Raw genomic sequence first — 22,461 nt, forward strand, 5'->3', positions numbered from 1 at the left:
ATCATGCCCCCAGACGGCGCAATGCGCGGTCGGGGTGAAAGGAGCCGAGCGGCACGCGCTCACCGCTTTCCAGCGTGACCGGCCTGGGCAGGAGCTGGTTCAGCAGCAGCCGACCAAACGTCCATTCACCGAGGCGGGATTCAGCATTGATGTGCCCGACCTCACCCGCGTCGGCGAAGCGGCTGCCCCACGCCTGGGCGAGCTGGCGGGCCTGCCCGATGCCCATGTAAGGATCGTTCCTGCTGGCGACGAGGATCGACGGGAACGGCAGCTCTCCATGCGGGAACGGCGCAAAACGGGTAAGCCGACGGTCGATCGGGCGCACTTCGACATCGGGCGGGGCAACGAGCAATGCGCCCAGAACCCTTCCGTCTGCAGGTTTTTCGAACTCGGCCCACCAGGCGACCGCCAGGCAGCCCAGGCTGTGAGCGACTAGCACGACCGGACGATCGGCCTTGTGCACGGCGAGGTTGATCTTGTTGACCCAGGTATTGCGATGCGGGTCGTCCCACAGGCCGAGATCAATGCGCTCGCAATCGGGCAGGTCCTGCTCCCACTGCGATTGCCAGTGGCCGGGGCCGCTGTTGCCGAGGCCGGGAACGGTAAGGACAAGCGGGTCCTGCCCCGCGAACGAGCGTTGGTGAGTCATGTGCTGTCTCCAGAAAAGGAAGGCCGGTCGACTCGGATTACGTCCCGACATTCAGCAGAGATAACTCAACTAATTTGATAGACAAGAGGTGTGCGCCGGATTGCAGGCCGTTTGCGTCAGACTGATTACGCGCCTTTGGAGCTTCGTGCGCGGCGGAAGGCTGTGGTGGTCTGCCCGGTCCGCGCCTTGAAGAAGCGGGCGAAATAGGCCGGGTCGGCAAAGCCCAAGGCATAGGCGATCTGCGCCGCACTGGCCCCCGAGAAGGCAAGATTGCGGCGAGCTTCGAGGACCAGGCGATCATGCACGATCTCGGCAGGCGGCTTTCCGATCAGCGCTCGCGTGGCGCGGGTCAAGGTTGACGTGGTCGTGCCCAATCGGGCGGCGTAGTCGGCAACAGGCAGATGCTCGCGATAGTGCCGCTCGACCAGTGCCCTGAAGCGGGCGACAAGGGGTTCGCGCCCATCGGCCGGCGCATCGAGGTTGCCTGTGCCCGCTTCGATGGCCGTGGCAAGGATAAGCGCGACCTGGGCCAGCAGTGTCGGGCCGACCTGATCCTCCTGCCCCAGGCGCTGGCCAAGATCCCCCAGCAACCATGCAAGGCGCTGGAGTATCAGCGGGTGGGCGGCGAGTGATATAGCCAAGGCACTGCCGCCAAGCGCTTCCATGCTGCCGAGCAAGCCCCTGAGACGCGGATCGTTGGCGAGGTCGGCAGCGACGGACAACACCCAGCCTTCGGCACCTGCATCAAAGCGGAAGGCGTGCACGCAGGCGGGCGGGACGATCACCAGAACCGGAGCTGCGAAGCTCTGGACAGAACGCTCCCCATGCAATTCGCTGCCGCCGTTCTCCACCACCAGCAATTGCAGGATGTGGGGATGCGCGTGGGGATCGATTGTCCAATCGTGCAAGGTGGCACGATCGCGGATGCGTTCGAGATGGACGAACTCCGGCGGCAGGGAAATCCCCTCCTCACCGTAGAGCGTGTAGCGACTGAAGCCTTCCTTCCGCATCTGCCGCAATCTCGCAGGCTGCGCGAAAAGTGCAAGTTTTTGCGCGCGCGGTGCGTCGCGCCATTTGCGCTTCGCGTGCAGCATCAATCGAGAGAGGAGACCTGTCATGGCTACCGTCATCGAGCGGCCCGCGTTTCGCTTTGACCCATATTCCCCGGCAACCGATGCCGATCCGTTCCCGGCCTACAAGACGTTGCGCGATGAATACCCTTGCTTCTGGTCCGAAGAGGCCGGGAAGTGGGTGCTTTCGCGCTATTCCGACGTGCTCAATGCGCTGCAGGACTGGCGGACCTATTCCTCCGCGCAGGGCAATCTGGTGGACGAGTTTCCGGGCCGCGCCGGATCGACGCTGGGCTCCAGCGATCCGCCGCGCCACGACCGCCTGCGGGCGCTGATCCAGTCGGCAGTGACCAAGCGCGCGCTGGAGCACATCGTCGAGCCTGCGAGGGCAGCGGCCCGCGCGCATCTGGCCGCGATTGCCGACAAGCCGGTGTTCGACCTTGTCGGAGACTATACCTCGAAGCTGACGGTGGACCTGCTTTTCTACCTGTTCGCACTGCCCGAGGAGAACGCGGACCTCGTGCGGCACAACGCCGTGCTGATGGTGCAGACCGATCCAGTGACGCGCAAGAAGGGACCGGAACACCTCGCCGCGTTCCACTGGATGGCGGACTATGCGGAAAAGCTGGTGGCGGCGCGCAAGGCCAACCCGGGCGACGACTTGCTTTCGAACTTCATCACCGCCGAGATCGATGGCGAGAAGCTGCTCGACAAGGAAGTGCAGCTGACGGTCACCACGCTGATCATGGCCGGGATCGAGAGCCTTTCGGGCTTCATGGCGATGTTCGGGTTGAACCTCGCCGATTACCCGGAGGCGCGGCGCGCGCTGGTCGCGGATCCTTCGCTGATCCCGGATGCGATCGAGGAATCGCTGCGGTTCAATACATCGGCGCAGCGCTTCAAGCGGACGCTGACGCGGGACGTGGAACTGCATGGGCAGGTCATGAAGGCGGGCGATGCGGTGATCCTCGCCTATGGTTCGGCCAATCGCGACGAACGGATGTTCGACAATCCGGACGTCTACGACATTACCCGCAAGGCGAAGCGGCACCTCGGGTTCGGCGGCGGCGTCCATGCCTGCCTAGGTTCGATGATCGGGCGGCTGGCGACGCAGATTGCCTACGAAGAACTGCTCAAGGTCGTGCCGGACTTCACCCGGGTGGATGAGAAGCTCGACTGGGTTTCATCCTCGAACTTCCGCAGTCCGAAAGCGCTGCGGCTGAAGAAGGCGGGCTAAGCTAACCCGGCGGCTCGGCAGGTGGCGGGTCATGCACGACTCGTCGCAAGCCCGGGCCGCCCCTCTTGCAGATGTGATGTACCGCATACATTTTGAGGCCCAATGGACGATAACCGGGGTCTCGCATAATGGTTCCTGATCGGCGCCAATTTTTGGGCGCCATGGTTGCAACGCTGGGTAGCATGGCGGTTTCGGGCCAGCCGGCGATGGCAGTAACACCTGTGAAAGAGCCGGAAGTCTCGCCGTTCGCCCGGCCGACGCCGCCGTTGCTAGTGCAACGCGCGATTGCCGCGCTCGATGCGCATGGCGCGCATATCCGCCATCGTGATCTCGTCGGTCTGGTCGATTTCGGCAAGGCCTCGCGCGAGGCTCGCTTCCATCTGGTCGATGTCGCAGGCGGCAAGCTCGTCTCCTCGCACCTCGTCTCGCACGGCAGCGGATCGGATCCGGCGAACAGCGGCTGGGTACAGCGGTTTTCGAACGCCTATGGCTCCAACGCCTCGAGCCCCGGCGCTTTCCTCACCGGCGTGACCTATTACGGCAAGCATGGCCGTTCGCGCCGCCTGATCGGGCTTGAGGACGCCAACAGCGCCGCGCTCGAGCGCGGTATCGTGATCCACGCGGCGAGCTATGTCAGCGAGGACATGGCCGCAACGCAAGGCCGCATCGGACGGAGCCAGGGCTGCTTCGCGTTTTCGAACAGCGACATCAACGGCGTGCTCGAGCGGCTGGGCGAAGGCCGCCTGCTCTACGCCGTCAAGTGAACGCGGCGCGCGCGGCTTCGGCCAGCGCACTGCCTTCTTCGACCAGGTCCGGACGCTCGCGCGCAGCGATCAGCACGATGGTGCGCCGGAAATCGTAATCGGCCAGCGGCACCGCGACGACGCCGTCGCGCGCGAGTGATTGCGGCGCGGTCGTCACGCCCATTCCGACCCTCACCATCTCGATGCAGCGATCGTCGTTGGACGAGCGCAGGAAGAAGGGCGGGCGCACGCCGCGCTGGGTGAACCAGCGGCTGGTCTCGCCGAGGATTTCGCAGGAGCGGCGGGCGATCATGGTTTCCGCGGCAACGTCGCTGGCGTCGAGCAAACTCGCTCCGGCAAGGGCATGTCCTTCGGGCAGGAGCAGGCGATAGCCTTCCTCCAGCAGCGGCAGCGAAGGCCTGTCCGCGTCTTCCGGCCGCATCAGCGTCAGAATGGCGTCGACCTGCCCCTCGCCCAGCTTGCGGCGCAGTTCCGCATCAGTGCCTTCGGCCATGGTCAGCGGCTGCGGTCCGGCATGGCGGCGGGCAAGACTGGAAAGCGCAAGCGTGGCGATCGAGGGCAGGACTCCGAGCCGCAAGGGGCTGAGCGGCACGGGCGCCTCGGCAAAGGCGGCTTCGGCTGCGCGGAATTCCCGCTCGATGGCACGCGCGTGATTGACCAGCCGCGCGCCTGCTTCGGTCAGGCGGACCTGCCGCCGCTCGCGCAGGAACAGCCGCGTTCCGGCAAGGCGCTCAAGCTCGGCAATGGCGGCGGACAATGTCGGCTGCGAGATTGCCAGCCGCTCGGCCGCACGGGTAAAATTCCCGGTCTCGACCACGGCCAGGAACTGCCGGAGATGGGCGCGCTTCATCATAGGAAAAACCTATCGCAAACCCCGATGTAAATCAATTTTGAGCGATGGTTCTACGATGGTATCCTTCGCCCCGACAAGTTTGCAGAGGATGCCCAAGATGCGCGCCACGCCCGATTTCGACTTCGGCCTGACCGAAAGCGCCCTGATGATCCGCGAGGCTGCGGGTCGCTTTGCCGACGAGCAGATTGCGCCTCTCGCCGCCGAGATCGACCGTAACGACCGCTTCCCGCGCGAGCTGTGGGAGCCGATGGGTGCGCTGGGCCTGCACGGCATCACGGTCGAGGAAGAGTTCGGCGGACTGGGCCTCGGCTATCTGGATCACGTCATCGCGGTCGAGGAAGTCAGCCGCGCATCGGGCTCGGTCGGCCTGTCCTATGGCGCGCACTCGAACCTGTGCGTCAACCAGATCCGCCGCTGGGGCAATGACGAGCAGAAGGCGAAGTACCTGCCCAAGCTGATCTCCGGTGAACATGTCGGCAGCCTCGCGATGTCGGAAGCGGGCGCCGGGTCGGACGTCGTTTCGATGAAGCTGCGTGCCGAACCGGTTGCAGGCGGCTTCCGCCTCAACGGCACCAAGTTCTGGATCACCAACGGCACTTATGCCGATACGCTGGTGGTCTATGCCAAGACCTCGCCCGAAGCTGGCAGTCGCGGCATAACCGCATTCCTTATCGAGAAGGAGATGGCCGGATTCTCGATCGGGCAGAAGATCGACAAGATGGGCCTGCGCGGGTCGCCCACCTGCGAACTGGTGTTCGACGACTGCTTTGTACCGGAAGAGAACGTGATGGGTCCGCTCCACGGTGGTGTCGGCGTCCTCATGAGCGGGCTCGATTACGAGCGCGTGGTGCTGGCGGGCATGCAGATCGGCATTATGCAGGCCTGTCTCGACACGGTCATCCCCTATGTGCGCGAGCGCAAGCAGTTCGGCCAGCCGATCGGCACCTTCCAGCTGATGCAGGCGAAAGTCGCCGACATGTACGTCGCCATCCAGTCGGCTCGCGCTTATGTCTATGCCGTGGCCAAGGCTTGCGACGCCGGGCAGACCACGCGCTTTGACGCTGCGGGCGCGATCCTGCTCGCCAGCGAGAATGCCTTCCGCGTTTCGGGCGAAGCGGTACAGGCGCTGGGCGGCGCGGGCTATACCAAGGACTGGCCGGTGGAACGTTACCTGCGCGACGCCAAGTTACTGGACATTGGTGCCGGAACCAATGAAATCCGCAGGATGCTGATCGGTCGTGAGCTTATTGGAGCGCGCTGATCTGCAGACGATAACAATCTTGCGGAGAGAACCATGCGCCTGAGAGCTTTCCTTGCCTGTGCTGCCCTGCTCGGGATCGCCAACCCGGCGATGGCCCGGATGGAGAAGGCGACCGTTCACAGCGCCGCAGTCGAAAGCAATCTAGAGGGCAATTCGGCCGATCGCACGGTCTACGTGTTCCTGCCGGACAGCTATGACAAGTCCAAGGGCCGGCGCTATCCGGTCGTCTATTTCCTGCATGGGTATAATTCGACCGCAGACCAGTACGTCGAGCGCAATGACTTCGATGCCGCGCTGAAGGCCTCTGGCACGGAAGCAATCATTGTCGTGCCCGACAGCATGACCAAGTGGGGCGGTTCGATGTATTCGAACTCTCCCACGGTCGGAAACTTCGAGGACTTCATCGCCGAAGACCTGGTGGCGTGGACCGACAAGCACTTTCGCACGATCCCTTCGCGCGAGGCGCGCGGCCTTTCCGGGCATTCCATGGGCGGCTACGGCACGCTGAAGCTCGGCATGAAGCGCGCAGACGTGTTCGGCGCGCTTTACGCGATGAACCCGTGCTGCCAGATTCCGCGCCCGACATCTTCAGCCGATCCGAAGTACGAAGGCTGGTCGGTCGATCAGGCACTGACGGCGGACTGGATGAGCCGGGGCAACTTCGCGGTGGCCACGGCCTGGTCACCCAATCCCGCCAAGCCTCCGTTCTATGCCGATTTGGGCACCAGCGATGGCAAGGTGAACGATCTGGTCATCGCCAAATGGGCCGCAAATTCGCCCGTAGCGATGGCTTCGCAGTACCTCCCCTCGCTGCGCCGCATGAGTGGCATCGCCATCGATACCGGCGATACCGACTTCGTGCGCGCTGACGATGAACTGATCCACGAAACCCTGACCCGGTTCGGCATTGCGCACGACTGGGAAATCTATGTGGGCGACCACGGCAACCGGGTGAAGGAGCGTTTCCGCACGCATGTGCTGCCCTTCTTCTCCAAGCACCTGAAAGGCAGCACGCGTTGAGCGCACCGGTCCTCTCCAGCAACGTCGATCTGAACTCTGACCAAGCCAAAGCCCGCGCGTCGCACAACCGGGCCTTGGCTCGGGAGCTGCGTGAGCGGGTGGCAAAGGCCGCGCTGGGTGGTGACGAGCGCAGCCGAGAACGCCACGTATCGCGCGGGAAACTGCTCCCGCGCGACCGCGTTGAGCGCCTGCTCGATCCGGGCTCGCCGTTCCTCGAAATCGGCCAGCTTGCCGCCAACGGGATGTACGGAGACGAGGTGCCCGGCGCAGGCATCATCGCGGGCATTGGCCGCGTCTCAGGCCGCAATTGCATGGTCTTCGCGAATGACGCGACGGTAAAGGGTGGTACCTACTTCCCGATGACGGTAAAGAAGCACCTGCGCGCGCAAGAGATTGCGCAGGAGAACCACCTGCCCTGCATCTATCTGGTCGACAGTGGCGGCGCCAACCTGCCCAACCAGGCCGAGGTCTTCCCTGACCGCGACCATTTCGGCCGGTTCTTCTACAATCAGGCGAACATGAGCGCGCGGGGCATCCCGCAGATTGCCAGCGTGATGGGGTCCTGCACCGCCGGCGGCGCCTATGTGCCGGCCATGTCCGACGAAACGGTGATCGTGCGCGAACAGGGGACGATCTTTCTTGCCGGGCCTCCGCTGGTAAAGGCTGCGACAGGCGAGGAAATCACCGCCGAAGCGCTGGGTGGCGGAGACCTCCACGCACGCAAGTCCGGTGTGGTCGATCATCTTGCCGACAATGACGAGCATGCGCTGACAATCGTGCGCGACATCGTATCGCACATTGGCCCCGCAAGAGATGCGGGCGTTGCGCGGCGTGATCCGGTGCCGCCGAAGTACGATCCGGAAGAGCTGTACTCGATCATCCCCGAGGACGTGCGCGCGCCTTACGACGTGCATGAGGTGATCGCACGGGTCGTCGACGGTAGCGAGTTTCACGAGTTCAAGGCGCTCTATGGCACCACGTTGGTCTGCGGCTTTGCCCATATCCACGGGGCACCGGTGGCGATCCTTGCCAACAACGGCGTGCTGTTTTCGGAAAGCGCGCAGAAGGGGGCGCACTTCATCGAACTGGCCTGCCAACGCCGGATCCCGCTGCTATTCCTGCAGAATATCTCTGGCTTCATGGTCGGCGGCAAGTACGAGGCGGAGGGCATCGCCAAGCACGGCGCCAAGCTGGTAACAGCGGTGGCGACAGCGCAGGTGCCCAAGATCACCGTGCTGATCGGCGGCAGCTTCGGCGCAGGCAACTACGGCATGTGTGGCCGAGCCTATCAGCCGCGCTTCCTGTTCACCTGGCCCAATGCGCGCATCAGCGTGATGGGTGGCGAGCAGGCGGCAAGCGTTCTGGCGACGGTGCACCGCGATGCGGACAAGTGGACGCCTGAGGAAGCCGAAGCCTTCAAGGCGCCGATCCGCCAGAAGTACGAGGACGAGGGCAATCCCTACTACGCCACGGCACGGCTGTGGGACGATGGCGTGATCGACCCGGTGCAGACGCGCGACGTGGTGGGGCTGGCGCTGGAGGCTTGTCTGGAAGCGCCGATTGCCGATGCTCCGCGCTTTGGCGTGTTCAGGATGTGATGGAGGCGAATGCAATGATCAAATCCCTCCTCATCGCCAATCGCGGCGAAATCGCCTGTCGGGTTATCCGGACTGCACGCCGCTTGGGCATTCGCACGGTGGCGGTCTATTCCGATGCGGATGCCAAGGCGCTGCATGTTCGCTCGGCAGACGAAGCCGTGCACATCGGCCCGTCGCCTGCGCGCGAGAGCTACCTTCTGGCTGAGAAGATCATCGCGGCGGCCAAGGCTACCGGAGCCGAGGCGATCCATCCCGGCTATGGCTTCCTTTCGGAGAATGCCGAGTTCGCGCAGGCGGTGCTGGATGCGGGGCTGGTCTGGGTCGGGCCGAAGCCTGCCTCGATTACGGCGATGGGCCTCAAGGATGCGGCCAAGGCGCGCATGATCGCGGCGGGCGTGCCGGTGACGCCGGGGTATCTCGGCGAGGACCAGACGCCTGAGCGCCTGCAGGCCGAGGCTGATGCCATCGGCTATCCGGTGCTGATCAAGGCCGTCGCCGGTGGCGGCGGCAAGGGCATGCGGCGGGTTGAAAGCTCTGCCGACTTTGCCGAGGCGCTGGCCTCGTGTCGGCGTGAGGCGGCGTCCTCGTTCGGCGATGATCGCGTGCTGATCGAGAAGTACATCCTCTCGCCCCGGCACCTCGAAGTGCAGGTCTTCGGCGATGCCCATGGCAATGTCGTCCACCTGTTCGAGCGCGATTGTTCACTGCAGCGGCGGCACCAGAAGGTGATCGAGGAAGCACCTGCCCCCGGCATGGACGAGACCACGCGCGAAGCGGTCTGCGCTGCCGCCGTCCGCGCGGCCAAGGCCGTGGACTACGAGGGCGCGGGCACCATCGAGTTTATCGCCGATGGCAGTGAAGGCCTGCGCGCCGACCGCATCTGGTTCATGGAAATGAACACGCGCCTGCAGGTCGAGCATCCGGTGACCGAAGAAATCACCGGCGTCGATCTGGTCGAATGGCAACTGCGTGTTGCCAGCGGCGAGCCGCTGCCCAAGCGACAGGACGAACTCTCGATAAACGGTTGGGCCATGGAAGCGCGGCTCTATGCCGAAGATGCCACCAAGGGCTTTCTGCCCAGTATCGGCCGCGTGGAGGACTTCCACTTCAATCAGTATCAGGCGCGCATTGACACCGGTGCTGAAGCCGGGGCGGAGATTTCGCCGTTCTACGACCCCATGATCGCCAAGGTGATCGTGCACCGCGAGACGCGTGCCGAGGCCATAGCGGGCCTGCGCGAGACGCTGGACGAGGGCGTGGTCGGCCCGCTGATCACCAATAGCGGGTTCCTGTGGCGCTTGCTGGGGCACGCCGCGTTCCAAGCCGGGGTGGTCGATACCGGGCTGATCGAACGCAACCTCGAAAGCCTCACCACCCGTCCGGAACCGACGTCCGAAGCGCTTGGGCTTGCGGCAATGCGGCTGGTTGGCACGCCGGGCGGCAGTCCCTGGACCAGCCAGTCAGGCTTTCGCATGAATGCCGCCGCACGGCGCGAAGTGCATCTGGCAGACCAGTTCGGACGGGCGTTCATTGTCGAAATGCCTGAGGAGCCGGCGGTCGACTACTGGCCGGGGGAACCCGTCACAAGCATCGACGAAGGTGGCGAGCGCTTCCTTGTGCAACTTGCCAGAACTGAAGGCGGCGCTGGGGGCGCCGCATCGGATGGCGCGATTATCGCCCCCATGCCCGGCAAGGTCATTTCGGTGGACGTCGCGCCCGGTGAGTCCGTCACCAAGGGCCAGAAGCTCATGGTGCTCGAAGCGATGAAGATGGAGCATGCCCTGACCGCGCCGTTCGATGGCGTGGTGGAGGAGCTGAACGCCGTGGCCGGGGCGCAGGTTCAGGTCGAGGCGCCGCTGGCGCAGATCAAGAAGGCGGAAGGCTGATGGCGGGCAAGTACTTCGACGAGTGGCGAATCGGCGACCGAATCGAGCACGAGATTCGCAGGACCGTGACCGAGACGGATAACCTGCTGTTTTCAACCATGACCCACAACCCGCAGCCTCTCCACATCGATGTGGAAGCGGCCAAGGAAAGCGAGTTCGGGCAGATTCTCGTGAACGGTACTTTCACTTTCGCCCTAATGGTTGGCCTGTCGGTCGGTGACACCACGCTCGGAACGCTGGTGGCCAATCTGGGCTACGACAAACTGGTGATGCCGGCGCCGGTGTTCATCGGCGACACGATGCGCGCAACCAGTGAAGTTGTTGATTTGCGAGAAAGTAAATCGCGACCGGAGGCCGGCATCACCACGTTCAGGCATGAACTCTTGAACCAGCGCGGCGAGGTTGTCTGCCGCTGCCTGCGCTCTGCGCTGCTCAAGAAACGGCCGTAATCTGCAGATCCATTTGGTCATTTTGGAGCCAATAATCGTGGTAAATATCAATTTAATTAAGAATATTTCATTTCAGTAAACCGGCTGCCCCCAAATCATGAACAAGGGCAGCGGTTTTCGGGACCGATGAAAACTGCCTGTCCAGGGACAAACTTCGGGGGCATTCACAAATGATGGACGGAAAGAAGTGGCTTCTTGCCACAGGAATTGCTGCGGGCTTGATTCTGCCGACTGCAGCCAGCGCAGGAACACGTGCGAGCCCGCCGATTGTGGTGGCGGCCTCACCCAGCAACGGAAATCCGGCGCCGGGACCGAAGAACGGCTTCCCGCCCAGCCCTGGCCTTGAGATTGCCAAGATCAAGGCCAACGAGAACGCGGCCTTCAAGCGCAAGAGCGCGGGCACCTGAATCAAATCGAAAAGTATCTTTCGGCGCCCCGTCAGTCAGTCTGGCGGGGCGCTTTTGCATCGGGGCAACGTGAAAGCCGCTCACGCAGGGCGTCCAGCACCCAGGCGCGCGCTGGGCCGATTGGACAATCTCGCCGCCACAAGGCGTGAAAGCGATAGGCCATGCCTGGTGCTTCCGGCAGGGCCAGTCGCTTGAGCTTTCCACTGGCGAGATCAGCATTGATCAAGTGGCGAGGCATGTTGCCCCAGCCAATTCCTTCACGGAGCAAGGCATGGCGCGCACCAAGGTCTCCCAACCGCCATGTGCTCGCCGCGAAAACCGAGAAGTCCCTCCCCTGCGTCAGGTTCGACCGATCGGTCAGTACCAGCTGGCGATGCTTGCGCACTTCGCCTGGCGGGATTTTGGCCATGCGGGCCAAGGGGTGATCGGGCGCTGCGACGGGAAGCAGTTCAACCTCTCCGATCGCTTCGCGCTCAAGGTCAGGCAAGGCCACAAGATCCGGCCCCGAGATGCCTAGTTCCGCGCGCCCATCCACCACCAGCGCTGCAATCGCACCCAATGTCTCCACAAAAAGCCGCATTTGCACCGTAGGAAAAAGCGCCTGAAACTCGCGAAGCACTTCCGCAATGAGATGCGTCGGGAACATCACGTCGATGGCCAAGCCGAGTTCGGCTTCGAGGCCCTGGTTGAAGTTGCGAACCCCCGCGATCAACGCATCGACATCGTCGGTTACGGCACGCGCGTGGGCCAGCATCGCTTTCCCCGCGGGCGTCAGCACCGGCTTCTTCGATCCTTCGCGATCGAACAGCGTCACGCCGAGCTGCGACTCCAGCGTGACGATGCCGTAGCTCACCACGGAGATCGCCCGCCCAAGCTTGCGCGCGGCGCCATTGAAGCTGCCCTCGTCGACCACGGCGAGGAACAGGCGCAGCTGGTCAAGGGTTGGCTGGCCGACGTCCAAGAGAAACCCTTTCAAGGAATTCGAACATTCTGATTTATCTTATCGGGATATTCCGAATGACCTGCAAGGCCTATCTACACCCCAACAGGACGGACCCCAAGCCGCCCGTTTGGAGAAATCGCCATGACCCAGACTGCCAACACGACCGCTACAAAGGCTCACATCGAACTGCGCCCCTTCGCCTCGATCGGCGCGGCGAACCACGGCTGGCTCGATGCCCACCACCACTTCTCGTTCGGCGGATACCACGATCCGGCACGCGTCCAATGGGGTGCGTTGCGCGTATGGAACGACGACCGCATCGCGCCGAAGAGCGGCTTCCCCACCCATCCGCACAGCGACATGGAAATCATCACCTACGTGACCAGGGGCGCGATCACCCATCGCGACAGCCTGGGCAACGAAGGCCGCACCGAAGCGGGCGACGTGCAGGTCATGTCGGCAGGCACGGGCATCGCCCACTCGGAATTCAATCTGGAAGACGAGGAAACCCGCCTGTTCCAGATCTGGATCATCCCCGATCGCCGGGGCCACGCGCCAAGCTGGGGTGCCCGGCCGTTCCCCAAGGATAGCCGGGAAGGCAAGTTCGTTCCCCTCGCCTCGGGCATCGCTGGTGACACCGATGTGCTGACGATCAATGCGAACGCCCGCGTTCTGGGCGCGACGGTGAAGGCCGGCGAAACGGTCCGCTACGAACTGACCGAAGACCGCCACACCTATCTTGTTCCTGCCAAGGGCAAGATTCGCATCGGCGAAATCGAAGCCAATGCCCGTGATGGCGTTGCCATTACCGGGGTGACCGAGATCGTCATTACCGCTCTCGAGGAAGCCGAGTTGGTGCTCGTCGACGCGGCCTGACCGTGACCGAACTGTTTTCTCACATTCCCCAATTACGACTGTTGCAAAGGACCGATCCCATGACTTCCCTCGCTCTCGAGACGCGCGGCGGCTCATCCACCACTTCTGACCTGCTGGCGGCAGCCGGCCGCGTCTTTCTCGCGGCGATCTTCGTGCTGAGCGGTGTTTCCAAGCTTGCCGATCCGACTGGCACGATCGCCTACATCACCAGCGCGGGCCTGCCTGCCCCCAGCCTTGCCTATGGCGCTGCCGTGGCGGTGGAACTTGTCGGCGGCCTGCTGTTGATCGCCGGCATCCGCACCCGCATCGTTGCTTCGGCCATAGCTGCATTCAGCCTTGCCGCCGCCTTCGGCTTCCACGCCAACCTGGCTGACCAGAACCAGTTCATCCACTTTTTCAAGAACGTGGCGCTGGCCGGTGGCCTTTTGCAGGTGACCGCTTTCGGCTCGGGCCGCTTCGGCTTCGACCGCCGCTGAAACCTACCCCCCGCGGGCCGGAGTGCAGTTGCGCTCCGGCCCTACCCCCTTATCTCTCTCCAACCTCTCCCAAGGAGCATTCAATGACCCGTACCGCTTCCCCCAGCGTCCTGCCGATCATCGTCGATCGTTGGAGCCCCCGCGCATTCGACGGCTCGGCCGTGCCGCAGTCTGACCTTGACGTGATCTTCGAAGCCGCAGGTCTTGCCGCCAGCGCCTACAATTACCAGCCCTGGCGCTTTGCCTATGCCCACAAGGGCGATGCAAACTTCGACGCGTTCCTCTCGGCACTGGTGCCCTTCAACCAGAGTTGGGCCAAGGATGCGGGCGTGCTCGTTTTCGCCGTGTCCGACGAATTCATGCGCAGCGACAAGGGCAACAACCCCAACCACAGCCACAGCTTCGATACCGGTGCGGCATGGGCCAATGCGGCACTGCAGGCCCTGCACCTTGGTTATCACACCCACGGCATGACCGGCGTCGACTTTGCCAAGGCTGCCGAAGTGCTCAACCTGCCGGAAGGCTATCGCGTGGAAATGGCTTTCGTGATCGGCAAGCAGGGCGACAAGTCGCAGTTGCCCGAAATGCTCCAAGAGCGCGAAGTGGTGAGCGACCGCAAGCCGGTGAGCGAAATCGCTTTCGCCGGGCCGTTCACGGCATAAGCACAAGTGGCGCCGCCCGCGCGATTTCGCTAGGGCGGCGCCATGCTTCGTATCAATGAACTGAAACTGCCCCTCGATCACGCTGCCGAAGATCTTCCGGCGGCGATCTGCGCACGTCTGGACATCGCGCCAGCAGACCTCACGCGATACCAGATCTTCCGTCGTGGCAACGATGCCCGCAAGAAGCACGCGATCCTGCTGACCTACGTGGTCGATTGCGTCGTGGCGAACGAGGGCGAAGTGCTCGCCCGCTTTGCGGACGACCAGAACGTGAAGCCCACGCCTGACACCTCCTACAAGTTCCCGGTCATGGCCCCCGAAGGCTGGGATGGTGAGCGCCCGGTTGTCATCGGGGCGGGCCCGTGCGGATTGCTGGCTGCGCTGATCCTCGCGCAGATGGGCCTGAAGCCGATCATCATCGAGCGCGGCAAGGCGGTGCGCGAACGCACGAAGGACACTTGGGGCTTGTGGCGGCGCTCGGTGCTGGAGCCGGAATCGAACGTGCAGTTCGGCGAAGGTGGCGCTGGTACGTTTTCCGACGGCAAACTCTACAGCCGCATCAAGGACCCGCGCCATCTCGGGCGCAAGGTGCTGGTGGAGTTCGTAAAGGCCGGCGCGCCGGAGGATATCCTTACCGAAGCCCACCCGCACATCGGCACCTTCCGCCTCGTCACCATGGTCATGTCGATGCGCGAGACGATCGAAAGCCTTGGCGGTGAATACCGCTTCCAGACCCGCGTGGAAGACTTCGAGATCGAGACCGGCGCCGATGGGACACGCCGGATTGCGGGCCTTCACCTGTCGGACGGCTCGTTCCTGCCCGCGCGCTACGTCATCATGGCAGTCGGCCATTCCGCGCGCGACACCTTCCAGGTACTGTACGATCGTGGCGTCCACATCGAAGCCAAGCCGTTCGCCATCGGCGTGCGTATCGAGCACCCGCAAAGCTGGATCGACACTGCGCGCTATGGACCGAGTGCGGGCAACAAGATCCTCGGCCCTGCCGCCTATTCGATCTCGCACAAGTGCAAGAACGGGCGCACGGTCTACTCCTTCTGCATGTGCCCGGGCGGGCGCGTCGTTGCCGCGACCAGCGAAGAGGGCCGCGTCGTCACCAACGGCATGAGCCAGTATTCGCGCGCCGAGTTCAATGCGAACTCGGGCATTGTCGTCGATATCGATCCGAGCAAGGATTACCCCGGCGGACCGATGGCGGGCATGGCTTTCCAGCGTCACTGGGAAAGCCTCGCCTTCGAAGCGGGTGGGCGCAACTACATGGCGCCGGGCCAGAAGCTGGGCGACTTCCTTGCCGACCGTCCTTCCACGGAGTTCGGCAGCGTTATCCCGAGCTACAAGCCCGGCGTGCACCTGACCGAACTCAAAAAGTGCCTGCCCGACTACGTGATCGAATCCATTCGTGAGGCCCTGCCCGCGTTCGGTCGCATGGTCCCGGGCTATGACCACCCTGACGTGGTGATGACCGGTGTGGAAACGCGCACGTCTTCCCCGGTGCGCATAAAGCGCGGCAAGGATTGCCAGAGCCTAAACACACGCGGCCTCTACCCTGCCGGCGAAGGCGCAGGCTATGCCGGCGGCATCCTTTCGGCCGCGGTCGACGGGATCAAGGTCGCCGAGGCCCTCGCCACCGAACTCCTCGCGTGAACGCCGCCAACTACGACGCGATCATCCTCGGCGCGGGCGCGGCGGGGCTGATGGCTGCGCTGACCGCAGGCCAACGCGGGCGGCGCGTGCTGCTTGTCGATCATGCCGACGAGCCAGGCAAGAAGATCCTGATCTCGGGCGGCGGGCGGTGCAACTTCACCAACATCCACACTGCCGCCGACCGCTACATTTCCGAAAACCCGCACTTCGCGCGATCGGCCTTGGCTCGCTACACGCCTGCAGACTTCATCGGGATGGTCAATCGCCACGGCATCGCATGGCATGAGAAGACGCTGGGCCAATTGTTCTGCGACGGCTCAGCGCGGCAGATCGTGGACATGCTGATGGCAGAGTGCCGCGATGGCGGGGTGACGTTCGCCTTTGGCCAGAGCGTGAGCACGGTCGATCATGCCGACGGCCTGTACCGCGTGACCATCGATGGCCGTGATCATCACGCCCCTGCCCTGATCCTGGCAACAGGGGGCCTGTCCATCCCGAAGATGGGGGCGACGGGTTTCGCTTTCGAGATCGCGCGCAAGTTCGGCTTGCAGGTGGTGCAGACCCGCCCCGCCCTCGTGCCCTTCACCCTGGGTGAGGACGAGGCGCTGTTCCGTTCGCTCTCGGGCGTTTCGACCGATGTCGTCACGCACTGGGGCAAGACAGCGTTTCGCGAAGCGGCGTTGTTCACGCACAAGGGCCTGTCTGGCCCTGCCATGCTGCAGATTTCCTCATACTGGCAGCACCGCACGCCAATCGCCGTCAACTTCCTGCCTGAAGAGGGCGCCGACTGGCTGATCGAGGAAAAGCGCAATCGCCCCCGCGCGGCTTTCCGCTCGGCTCTTGCCCGCCGACTGCCGGAACGGCTTGCAGAAGCGCTTGGCAGCCGGCTTGGCCTGGAGGGCGAGCTTTCTGGCATGAAAGACGCTGACTTGCGCAAGGCCCAGCAGCAACTCGCGCGCTGGCCGTTCAATCCAAACGGCACCGAAGGCTATGCCAAGGCGGAAGTCACCGCCGGCGGCGTTTCCACCCGCGCGCTCAATCAGAAGACCATGGCTGCAGCAAAAGTGCCCGGCCTTCACGCCATTGGCGAGGCCGTGGATGTAACCGGGTGGCTGGGAGGATACAATTTCCAATGGGCATGGGCCAGCGGCCGCGCTGCAGGCGAAGCTGTGTGAACACCAGACTTCAGCCCTCGATCAGGTCGAGATAAGCCACGACATCATTGTCGGTCGCGATGAAGAGTCCTTCCTGAAGTTCAAGTGGCTGCTCCGCCGCGATCCGCAGGGCTTCGCTCAGCGGCCCATAGAACAGCGTGTCGGCCGAACCGCCCTCCGGCCCATCTCCCAGATGGTAAAGGCGAACGCTTGCGTGATCGTGAGTGGTGCGCATCCGACTGCGATGCCATGGACGCAGCGCATTGTCATCCATCAGCATGTCGAACCAGATGTGGCGTCTGCCGCATTCATGGAAATTTAATCGGTCAATTCGTTGATCGGAAAGCGTTGTCAGGACAATGTGAGTGAGAGGTCAGGGCGTGTGCCGTTACTTGAGCTCGAAGCAGCGGCACAGGCAGGGGAACACCATTTCTATGTTACGATTGAAGCGAGGCGTGTCATCGCCCGACGCCAGGCATAGTGCCCGCAATCGCTTCGCCATGCTGCGGGCGATGTGCGCATGAACGCGCTGCGCCTGAAGCTGTGGGTCTCGTTGGTGTTCATGCTGTTCATCGTGGCAGTGCCGGGCGTGATTGCCAACCATGCAGTGAAAGTCATCCGTGCGCAGCAGGCAAGGTCCGAAGCCTCGTCGCAATCACTCAGCGCGTTCCAGCGGCTCGCGGTTCTAGGATATACCCTGCAGCAGGAGCGCTACACCGATCCAAGCGCGTTCGTCCAGGATCGCGAACTCTACATCGATGGCGTCCGTTCCCACGTCACAAATGCGGAGCGTTACATCAACGCCGAAATCAAGATGATCAGCGTGACACCGCTCAAGCGCAAGCAGCGCGCCTCGGAGATAGAAGAGGAAGTCAAACAACGGGAAACCCTGAAGAAGATCGGTGCCAGCCTCGAGCGCTCGTTGAAGGGCGATAAGCCAGACACGGTCTGGGAAGACCTCGTGTTCGAAGCGATCAAGATCGAGGAGCGCGAGGCGAAAGAGTACCACCGCAGCTCGATCGAGACGTTCCAGGGCGTCATCGACACGATGACGCTGACGGTGACGGTCGTGACCATTTGCGGTCTGCTCGCCGTCTTCTGGGGACAGCGCCAGCTGATCCGCCCGCTCGGAAACCTGCTGCAAGGCACGCGCGCCATGGCCGAAGGCGATTACACACAGCGCGTGCCGATTGTCGGCACGACGGAATTCCGTGCGATCGCAGAAAGCTTCAACATCATGGCCTCTCGCGTGGGCGAAAGTGCCGATACGCTGCGCAGGTCCAACGAAGAGCTCGAGCGTGCCGTTGCCCGGCGCACCAGTGAACTTGCCGCAACCAACCGTTCGCTGGAGCGATCGAACCGCCTGCGTCAGCAGTTTCTGGCCGATGCCAGCCATGAACTGCGTACCCCCCTATCCATCATGCGCAGCGAGGCGGAGATCACGCTGCGCGATGCCTCGGCGCAATCGGTTGACCTGCGAGGCGCGCTGGATCGGGTGGTCCGCCTGTCAGAACTCATGGCCGAAATGATCGAAGACATGTTGAACCTGGCGCGTGCAGAAGAGCCGATGCTGCATACCACCATCGAACCGGTCGACGCGGTGGCGGCAGTGACCGACAGCATCGCCGACTTCCACCGCGTCATCGAAGCAGACGGCGGGAAGATCGTGCTTCACGAGGGACCCTCCAGCATCATCGTTGAAGGCGACGAAGCCCGCCTCAAGCAGGTCATCCGCATCGTCGTTGACAACGCCGTGTGCTATTCCACGCACGCTCCCAATGTCGAAGCATCGGTCAGCGTGGAAGAGGATCATGCCGTCATAACCATCACCGACCACGGCGATGGCATACCGGCCGAAGACCTGCCCTATCTTTTCCAGCGGTTCCGCAGGGGCAGCAAGCGCAGCGGCAGCGGGCAAGGTCTAGGACTGTCGATTGCCCGTTCGATCACCGAAGCCATGGGCGGAACAATCAGCCTGACCAGCCGGGTCAATGTCGGCACGGTCGTCACCATACGCCTCCCTCTAATGTCGCCCGCATCGGCGATAGATGGTGCAAGCACATGAAACTGCTTCTCATTGAAGACGAAGTCGAACTCGCCGCAACCCTGCATCGCGGCCTCGCGCAGGAGGGCCACAAGGTCACGCTGGCAACCGACGGTGCAACTGGTCTTGAGTTGGCGACAAACCTTGCGTTCGACTTCATTCTTCTCGACGTAAATCTGCCAGACATGAGCGGATTTGATATCTGCTCGGCACTGCGCGAAGCTGCCGTGACGACACCGATCATCATGGTCACCGCTCGCGACGACGTGGCGGACCGGATTCGCGGTCTCAAGGGGGGTGCGGATGACTACTTGCCAAAGCCCTTCGCATTCGAGGAATTGCTGGCCCGGATGGACGCGGTCAAGCGCCGGATGGAGCGGCCGCAATTCAGCCCGATCCAGCCGGACGGAAGCCTTACCGTGGGCGATCTCCACTTTGATCCCCGGACCATGACCCTCACTCGCGCCGGTTCGCCGGTCCAGTTGACCGTCAAGGAAATGGGCGTGCTGCGGCTGCTGATGGAATCCCCCGGCACGGTGATTTCACGAACCGAAATCCTGCGTGCGGTGTGGGGAATCGAGGACGATCCGCTGACCAATATCGTCGAAGTCTACCTCAGCCGCCTGCGCCGCAAGCTTCACGCGCTGGGCCCGCCCATCGTCGAAAACGTCCGCGGATTCGGCTACCGACTGACGGCCTGAAGGCGCACTGTCTGAAGTGACGATTGCTACACGAGCGCGTCACAGCGAGGCGCGCTCTCCCGCGTCACCGTAGACTGCAGGCCGCCGTCACCCAACGAAAATTGGATACCCCCAAAGCCATACCCCCGCTCTTACCCCCATTTTTTTACCCCGTTTTTCAGGTTCAGGTCCTGCAAGGCACCAGCAGAGCGTGTGCTGGTTGTCCACCTCGGTCGACTTTCTACACTTTGAACTGGCTTATCTGTGAGGATATCCACATCCGCGCATCTGCCCGCAGCATGAACACGAAATCGTTGATTCTCCCACCTCTTGTTCAAGCCAGCGTTCTAGCGTCAGTCGCGTTTCAGTCCTGACTTAAAACTGGACAGGTCGGTCCCTCTTTTGCTGGATCACGGTTGCGCGATTTCTGATGTGTCTGCCGCTCACAAGGTCCTCTAATGCGGAATTTCATCAAATCGCAGCCTCTCAGCTGGCTATCGATGGCGTGGTCGTACAACGCGCGCTCACGACTGCGTATGCGTGCGTCGTGATAAAGCGAATTGCCCTGATGTCTCGCCTGCGCGAAGTGCATTTCGGGCCAACATTCTGCCCTGCATTCGATGGCGGCCGATCGTGCATGGCAGCATCAAGATCTGAATGTCCCACGACGATTCTCCTTCGGCAAAAACGGGCACAGGAAGACTGCGAGATCCCATTCGACAAATTCAGGCCCTCGCGGAGATCTGGCCAAGCCGCAGCAGCGACCGATTTTCATGCGCTCATCAGGAATGCGGCCCCCGGCACAATGACATCGCAGAGGACATTGCCTACAGATGCGTCGATCGAGGAAACTGTTCCATCTTTTTCGTGAGCTGCCACAAGGTGCTTGTTCACTCTCGCGAGATGGCGTGGCGATTGGCCACCACTGGGAAAGCAAGCAACTTGGTGCAGCGCGCCTTGCATCACTCGGAAAGCCACCAACGTGTCGGCTCCGCGGTTGCTTGTCCAAATCAGCTCGTCCTCAACCAACAGATGCCCACCGAGATTGCCAGGCTTGTTCGACGGGTCAGTTCGCAGGGAGTCCATTGGTATGAAAGTGCCGTCCGTTTTTGCGAGTGCCACCAGACCGCTTGACAATTCGCCGTTGACCATGACCTCGTCTGCCAATGCCACAAGGTGTCGGGGCCCGAATCCTGGCGGTGCGCAAAACATCACGCGCTTGTCTTGCAGTTCGCCTCCACTATCCACCGAGGCTGCAAATACCCGGTCAAGGCCGAGATCAGTGAAATATAGCGTACCTCCTTTATCGGCAAAGCGTGCGCAATGTACATGCGGACCAGCTTGCCGATCGGGATCAGGTCCTTTGCCGCTGTTTTGCAGGAACCCGCTACGGTGCAACGGCGCTCCCGTCGCAGCATCGAGCACGATGGTGGCCACGGAACCGCTTTCGTAGTTTGCCACGGCAAGAAGTGAGTGGTCCGGAGAGATATCGAGAAAGCACGGCGCGGCACCGCCCGTCGAGACGCTCCCCAAGGGCACCCACCGATCGTTTTCCAGACGCCAACCGGAGACTTGCCCGGCCTCTTGTTCGCAGACGAACCAAGCAGTCTGCAGGTCAGCACACCATAAGCCGTAAACACCTGCTACGACCGCTTGACGATAGCTGCCTGTGGCTCCGCTGGAAGCGCTGGCGACTACGACGATTTCGGCTTGTGCGCAGGCTATGGGATCGACCAGTCCCTACCTCTCTGTAATCCGTCCTTCCCGGCGTTCGAGCCCGTTCCCGACCTCATGCCATCGGGGAGGCCCGACGCATGAAATACAAGATCGACACCGACGAGGCCCGCAAGCTTCACGCACAGGGCAAGAGTGATGGCGACATTGCCCGACACTTCGGAGTTACCCAGAGCGGCGCAACACGATGGCGACAACGGGAGGGATTGCCGCCGAATGTCATTGTCAACGTGCAGCCGCACCTATCCGCCGAACGCCGAAAACGTGGACGCAAGATGCTGCGGGAGGGCGCAACCGTCAGGCAGGTCGCCAGAGCCATAGGGTGCGGAAGGAACGCCGCCGCAGGACTCCGTAAGGGCCTCAAGGGCGACGAGCGCTTGCGTGGGCATGGCATTACACTCCGAGGCACGAGAAACGCCGCTAGAAGGGACGCAGCGGCAATTCTGGCAGAACTGAAGGCTGCAACCCGACACGTGCCCGACGCGTCCATCCGTGACGACGTGATGGGCGACATGTTCCTCGACATGATGGAAGGTCGGCTTGCGCGCGATCGCATCAAGATCGAAGCGCGCCGGTACACCGGCAGGGCGATCGACATGTGGCAGTCGAAGTGGGCTCCGGTTTCGATCGACGAGGATTTGACCGGTGATGGCTTCCGTCTGGTCGACCTCATTGAATGCCCAAGTGCTGCTGCATGGGTGGAGAGCGTCGGCGCATGAAGCCCTCTGTTGTCCAGCATCTGCATACAACGGGCCGCGATTCAAACGGCGTGGTCATCATGCTCAACATGGCGAAACCGAACCTTGGAGTTCCAGCCATGGAAATGATGACTGCGCCCGAAGCGGCCCGTTACATCGGCGTTCACGAACGCACCCTCGCTGCGATGCGTGCGCGTGGTAACGGCCCGACCTTCACCCGCAAGTATCTGTGTGGTCGCGGCGTTCGCTACTGCCGTGCGGATCTAGATGCGTGGATCAATGCGCGGGAGGCGGCTGCGTGAAGCAGGCACGAAAACGCCCGCACGAAGCGGGCGCTG

At 62.8% G+C, this 22,461-nt stretch carries 23 protein-coding genes; 17 read left to right on the forward strand and 6 right to left on the reverse strand.

The window, feature by feature from the left end:
* Position 1: 1 nt before the first annotated feature.
* Positions 2-649 carry an alpha/beta hydrolase gene (locus IM701_RS09580; RefSeq protein ID WP_039333817.1) on the reverse strand — a complete coding sequence of 216 codons (648 nt, stop codon included), beginning with the start codon at positions 647-649 and terminating at the stop codon, positions 2-4.
* Between the two features lie 125 nt (positions 650-774).
* Positions 775-1,659: a helix-turn-helix domain-containing protein gene (locus tag IM701_RS09585; protein ID WP_193826795.1), complete on the reverse strand. Its 885-nt coding sequence runs from the start codon at positions 1,657-1,659 to the stop codon at positions 775-777.
* Positions 1,660-1,765: 106 nt separating this feature from the next.
* Between IM701_RS09585 and IM701_RS09590 the strand changes: the two genes are divergently transcribed.
* Positions 1,766-2,956 (forward strand): cytochrome P450, encoded by a 1,191-nt coding sequence (locus tag IM701_RS09590; protein WP_039333813.1) that lies wholly within the window; start codon positions 1,766-1,768, stop codon positions 2,954-2,956.
* Between the two features lie 206 nt (positions 2,957-3,162).
* Positions 3,163-3,720 (forward strand): murein L,D-transpeptidase catalytic domain family protein, encoded by a 558-nt coding sequence (locus tag IM701_RS09595; protein WP_230487648.1) that lies wholly within the window; start codon positions 3,163-3,165, stop codon positions 3,718-3,720.
* On the opposite strand, the gene IM701_RS09600 is transcribed toward IM701_RS09595, so the two are convergent.
* A complete protein-coding gene (locus IM701_RS09600; RefSeq protein ID WP_193826797.1) occupies positions 3,713-4,573 on the reverse strand; it encodes a LysR family transcriptional regulator in 861 nt (286 codons plus the stop codon). The genes IM701_RS09595 and IM701_RS09600 overlap by 8 nt on opposite strands.
* 97 nt (positions 4,574-4,670) lie before the next feature.
* Between IM701_RS09600 and IM701_RS09605 the strand changes: the two genes are divergently transcribed.
* The 6 genes from IM701_RS09605 to IM701_RS09630 all read left to right on the forward strand — a co-directional run bounded on the left by IM701_RS09605 (position 4,671) and on the right by IM701_RS09630 (position 11,194).
* Positions 4,671-5,834: an isovaleryl-CoA dehydrogenase gene (locus IM701_RS09605; protein WP_193826798.1), complete on the forward strand. Its 1,164-nt coding sequence runs from the start codon at positions 4,671-4,673 to the stop codon at positions 5,832-5,834.
* A 33-nt stretch (positions 5,835-5,867) separates the two neighbouring features.
* A complete protein-coding gene (locus tag IM701_RS09610; RefSeq protein ID WP_193826799.1) occupies positions 5,868-6,854 on the forward strand; it encodes an alpha/beta hydrolase family protein in 987 nt (328 codons plus the stop codon).
* Positions 6,851-8,452 (forward strand): carboxyl transferase domain-containing protein, encoded by a 1,602-nt coding sequence (locus IM701_RS09615; protein ID WP_193826800.1) that lies wholly within the window; start codon positions 6,851-6,853, stop codon positions 8,450-8,452. Before IM701_RS09610 ends, IM701_RS09615 begins: the two co-directional genes overlap by 4 nt.
* Before the next feature lie 14 nt (positions 8,453-8,466).
* On the forward strand, positions 8,467-10,338 hold the full coding sequence (locus IM701_RS09620; protein ID WP_193826801.1) for a biotin carboxylase N-terminal domain-containing protein: 1,872 nt from the start codon (positions 8,467-8,469) through the stop codon (positions 10,336-10,338).
* Positions 10,338-10,787 (forward strand): MaoC family dehydratase, encoded by a 450-nt coding sequence (locus tag IM701_RS09625; RefSeq protein WP_039333806.1) that lies wholly within the window; start codon positions 10,338-10,340, stop codon positions 10,785-10,787. Before IM701_RS09620 ends, IM701_RS09625 begins: the two co-directional genes overlap by 1 nt.
* A 170-nt stretch (positions 10,788-10,957) precedes the next feature.
* Entirely contained in the window at positions 10,958-11,194 is a 237-nt protein-coding gene (locus IM701_RS09630; protein ID WP_039333803.1) for a hypothetical protein, read from the forward strand.
* A gap of 31 nt (positions 11,195-11,225) precedes the next feature.
* Here IM701_RS09630 and IM701_RS09635 read toward each other — a convergent pair whose 3' ends face one another.
* A complete protein-coding gene (locus tag IM701_RS09635; RefSeq protein ID WP_062345091.1) occupies positions 11,226-12,155 on the reverse strand; it encodes a LysR family transcriptional regulator in 930 nt (309 codons plus the stop codon).
* Positions 12,156-12,278: 123 nt separating this feature from the next.
* Here IM701_RS09635 and IM701_RS09640 point away from each other — a divergent pair, with 123 nt between their 5' ends.
* From IM701_RS09640 to IM701_RS09660, 5 genes are all read left to right on the forward strand, one after another.
* Positions 12,279-13,013, forward strand: coding sequence for a pirin family protein (locus tag IM701_RS09640; protein WP_193826802.1), 735 nt, complete (start codon positions 12,279-12,281; stop codon positions 13,011-13,013).
* Between the two features lie 59 nt (positions 13,014-13,072).
* Complete coding sequence (locus IM701_RS09645; RefSeq protein ID WP_039333799.1) at positions 13,073-13,489, forward strand: DoxX family protein; 417 nt, start codon at positions 13,073-13,075, stop codon at positions 13,487-13,489.
* A gap of 83 nt (positions 13,490-13,572) precedes the next feature.
* A complete protein-coding gene (locus IM701_RS09650; protein WP_039333798.1) occupies positions 13,573-14,151 on the forward strand; it encodes a nitroreductase family protein in 579 nt (192 codons plus the stop codon).
* A 42-nt stretch (positions 14,152-14,193) separates the two neighbouring features.
* The gene (locus IM701_RS09655; protein WP_193826803.1) at positions 14,194-15,813 is read left to right on the forward strand and encodes an NAD(P)/FAD-dependent oxidoreductase; all 1,620 of its coding nucleotides are present in this window, start codon (positions 14,194-14,196) and stop codon (positions 15,811-15,813) included.
* A 50-nt stretch (positions 15,814-15,863) separates the two neighbouring features.
* On the forward strand, positions 15,864-16,988 hold the full coding sequence (locus IM701_RS09660; protein WP_230487853.1) for an NAD(P)/FAD-dependent oxidoreductase: 1,125 nt from the start codon (positions 15,864-15,866) through the stop codon (positions 16,986-16,988).
* A gap of 10 nt (positions 16,989-16,998) precedes the next feature.
* Here IM701_RS09660 and IM701_RS09665 read toward each other — a convergent pair whose 3' ends face one another.
* Complete coding sequence (locus tag IM701_RS09665; protein ID WP_062345115.1) at positions 16,999-17,202, reverse strand: hypothetical protein; 204 nt, start codon at positions 17,200-17,202, stop codon at positions 16,999-17,001.
* 285 nt (positions 17,203-17,487) lie between these two features.
* Here IM701_RS09665 and IM701_RS09670 point away from each other — a divergent pair, with 285 nt between their 5' ends.
* Both IM701_RS09670 and IM701_RS09675 read left to right on the forward strand, forming a co-directional pair.
* Positions 17,488-19,032, forward strand: a complete 1,545-nt coding sequence (locus IM701_RS09670; RefSeq protein WP_193826805.1) for a HAMP domain-containing sensor histidine kinase — start codon at positions 17,488-17,490, stop codon at positions 19,030-19,032.
* Complete coding sequence (locus tag IM701_RS09675; RefSeq protein ID WP_039333793.1) at positions 19,029-19,712, forward strand: response regulator transcription factor; 684 nt, start codon at positions 19,029-19,031, stop codon at positions 19,710-19,712. The genes IM701_RS09670 and IM701_RS09675 overlap by 4 nt, the downstream gene beginning before the upstream one ends.
* Before the next feature lie 750 nt (positions 19,713-20,462).
* Here the strand turns inward: IM701_RS09675 and IM701_RS09680 are convergent.
* Positions 20,463-21,230, reverse strand: a complete 768-nt coding sequence (locus IM701_RS09680) for a lactonase family protein (protein ID WP_370584303.1) — start codon at positions 21,228-21,230, stop codon at positions 20,463-20,465.
* A gap of 275 nt (positions 21,231-21,505) precedes the next feature.
* Here IM701_RS09680 and IM701_RS09685 point away from each other — a divergent pair, with 275 nt between their 5' ends.
* Positions 21,506-22,144, forward strand: a complete 639-nt coding sequence (locus IM701_RS09685; RefSeq protein ID WP_193826806.1) for a hypothetical protein — start codon at positions 21,506-21,508, stop codon at positions 22,142-22,144.
* On the forward strand, positions 22,141-22,425 hold the full coding sequence (locus tag IM701_RS21890; protein ID WP_230487649.1) for an AlpA family transcriptional regulator: 285 nt from the start codon (positions 22,141-22,143) through the stop codon (positions 22,423-22,425). The genes IM701_RS09685 and IM701_RS21890 overlap by 4 nt, the downstream gene beginning before the upstream one ends.
* Positions 22,426-22,461: the final 36 nt, after the last annotated feature.

It is taken from the genome of Novosphingobium sp. ES2-1 (genome assembly GCF_015169775.1).
GTDB classification, from domain to species: domain Bacteria; phylum Pseudomonadota; class Alphaproteobacteria; order Sphingomonadales; family Sphingomonadaceae; genus Novosphingobium; species Novosphingobium subterraneum.

What these genes read in the sequence shown, in the direction of transcription:
- IM701_RS09670 (WP_193826805.1), top strand. Translation starts at nt 17,488, where the DNA reads ATGAACGCGCTGCGCCTGAAGCTGTGGGTCTCGTTGGTGTTCATGCTG.
- IM701_RS09665 (WP_062345115.1), bottom strand. Translation starts at nt 17,202, where the DNA reads ATGCGCACCACTCACGATCACGCAAGCGTTCGCCTTTACCATCTGGGA.
- IM701_RS21890 (WP_230487649.1), top strand. Translation starts at nt 22,141, where the DNA reads ATGAAGCCCTCTGTTGTCCAGCATCTGCATACAACGGGCCGCGATTCA.
- IM701_RS09655 (WP_193826803.1), top strand. Translation starts at nt 14,194, where the DNA reads ATGCTTCGTATCAATGAACTGAAACTGCCCCTCGATCACGCTGCCGAA.
- IM701_RS09650 (WP_039333798.1), top strand. Translation starts at nt 13,573, where the DNA reads ATGACCCGTACCGCTTCCCCCAGCGTCCTGCCGATCATCGTCGATCGT.
- IM701_RS09580 (WP_039333817.1), bottom strand. Translation starts at nt 649, where the DNA reads ATGACTCACCAACGCTCGTTCGCGGGGCAGGACCCGCTTGTCCTTACC.
- IM701_RS09685 (WP_193826806.1), top strand. Translation starts at nt 21,506, where the DNA reads ATGAAATACAAGATCGACACCGACGAGGCCCGCAAGCTTCACGCACAG.
- IM701_RS09585 (WP_193826795.1), bottom strand. Translation starts at nt 1,659, where the DNA reads ATGCGGAAGGAAGGCTTCAGTCGCTACACGCTCTACGGTGAGGAGGGG.
- IM701_RS09625 (WP_039333806.1), top strand. Translation starts at nt 10,338, where the DNA reads ATGGCGGGCAAGTACTTCGACGAGTGGCGAATCGGCGACCGAATCGAG.
- IM701_RS09605 (WP_193826798.1), top strand. Translation starts at nt 4,671, where the DNA reads ATGCGCGCCACGCCCGATTTCGACTTCGGCCTGACCGAAAGCGCCCTG.
- IM701_RS09595 (WP_230487648.1), top strand. Translation starts at nt 3,163, where the DNA reads ATGGCAGTAACACCTGTGAAAGAGCCGGAAGTCTCGCCGTTCGCCCGG.
- IM701_RS09610 (WP_193826799.1), top strand. Translation starts at nt 5,868, where the DNA reads ATGCGCCTGAGAGCTTTCCTTGCCTGTGCTGCCCTGCTCGGGATCGCC.
- IM701_RS09630 (WP_039333803.1), top strand. Translation starts at nt 10,958, where the DNA reads ATGATGGACGGAAAGAAGTGGCTTCTTGCCACAGGAATTGCTGCGGGC.
- IM701_RS09645 (WP_039333799.1), top strand. Translation starts at nt 13,073, where the DNA reads ATGACTTCCCTCGCTCTCGAGACGCGCGGCGGCTCATCCACCACTTCT.
- IM701_RS09640 (WP_193826802.1), top strand. Translation starts at nt 12,279, where the DNA reads ATGACCCAGACTGCCAACACGACCGCTACAAAGGCTCACATCGAACTG.
- IM701_RS09590 (WP_039333813.1), top strand. Translation starts at nt 1,766, where the DNA reads ATGGCTACCGTCATCGAGCGGCCCGCGTTTCGCTTTGACCCATATTCC.
- IM701_RS09620 (WP_193826801.1), top strand. Translation starts at nt 8,467, where the DNA reads ATGATCAAATCCCTCCTCATCGCCAATCGCGGCGAAATCGCCTGTCGG.
- IM701_RS09600 (WP_193826797.1), bottom strand. Translation starts at nt 4,573, where the DNA reads ATGATGAAGCGCGCCCATCTCCGGCAGTTCCTGGCCGTGGTCGAGACC.
- IM701_RS09660 (WP_230487853.1), top strand. Translation starts at nt 15,864, where the DNA reads ATGGCTGCGCTGACCGCAGGCCAACGCGGGCGGCGCGTGCTGCTTGTC.
- IM701_RS09675 (WP_039333793.1), top strand. Translation starts at nt 19,029, where the DNA reads ATGAAACTGCTTCTCATTGAAGACGAAGTCGAACTCGCCGCAACCCTG.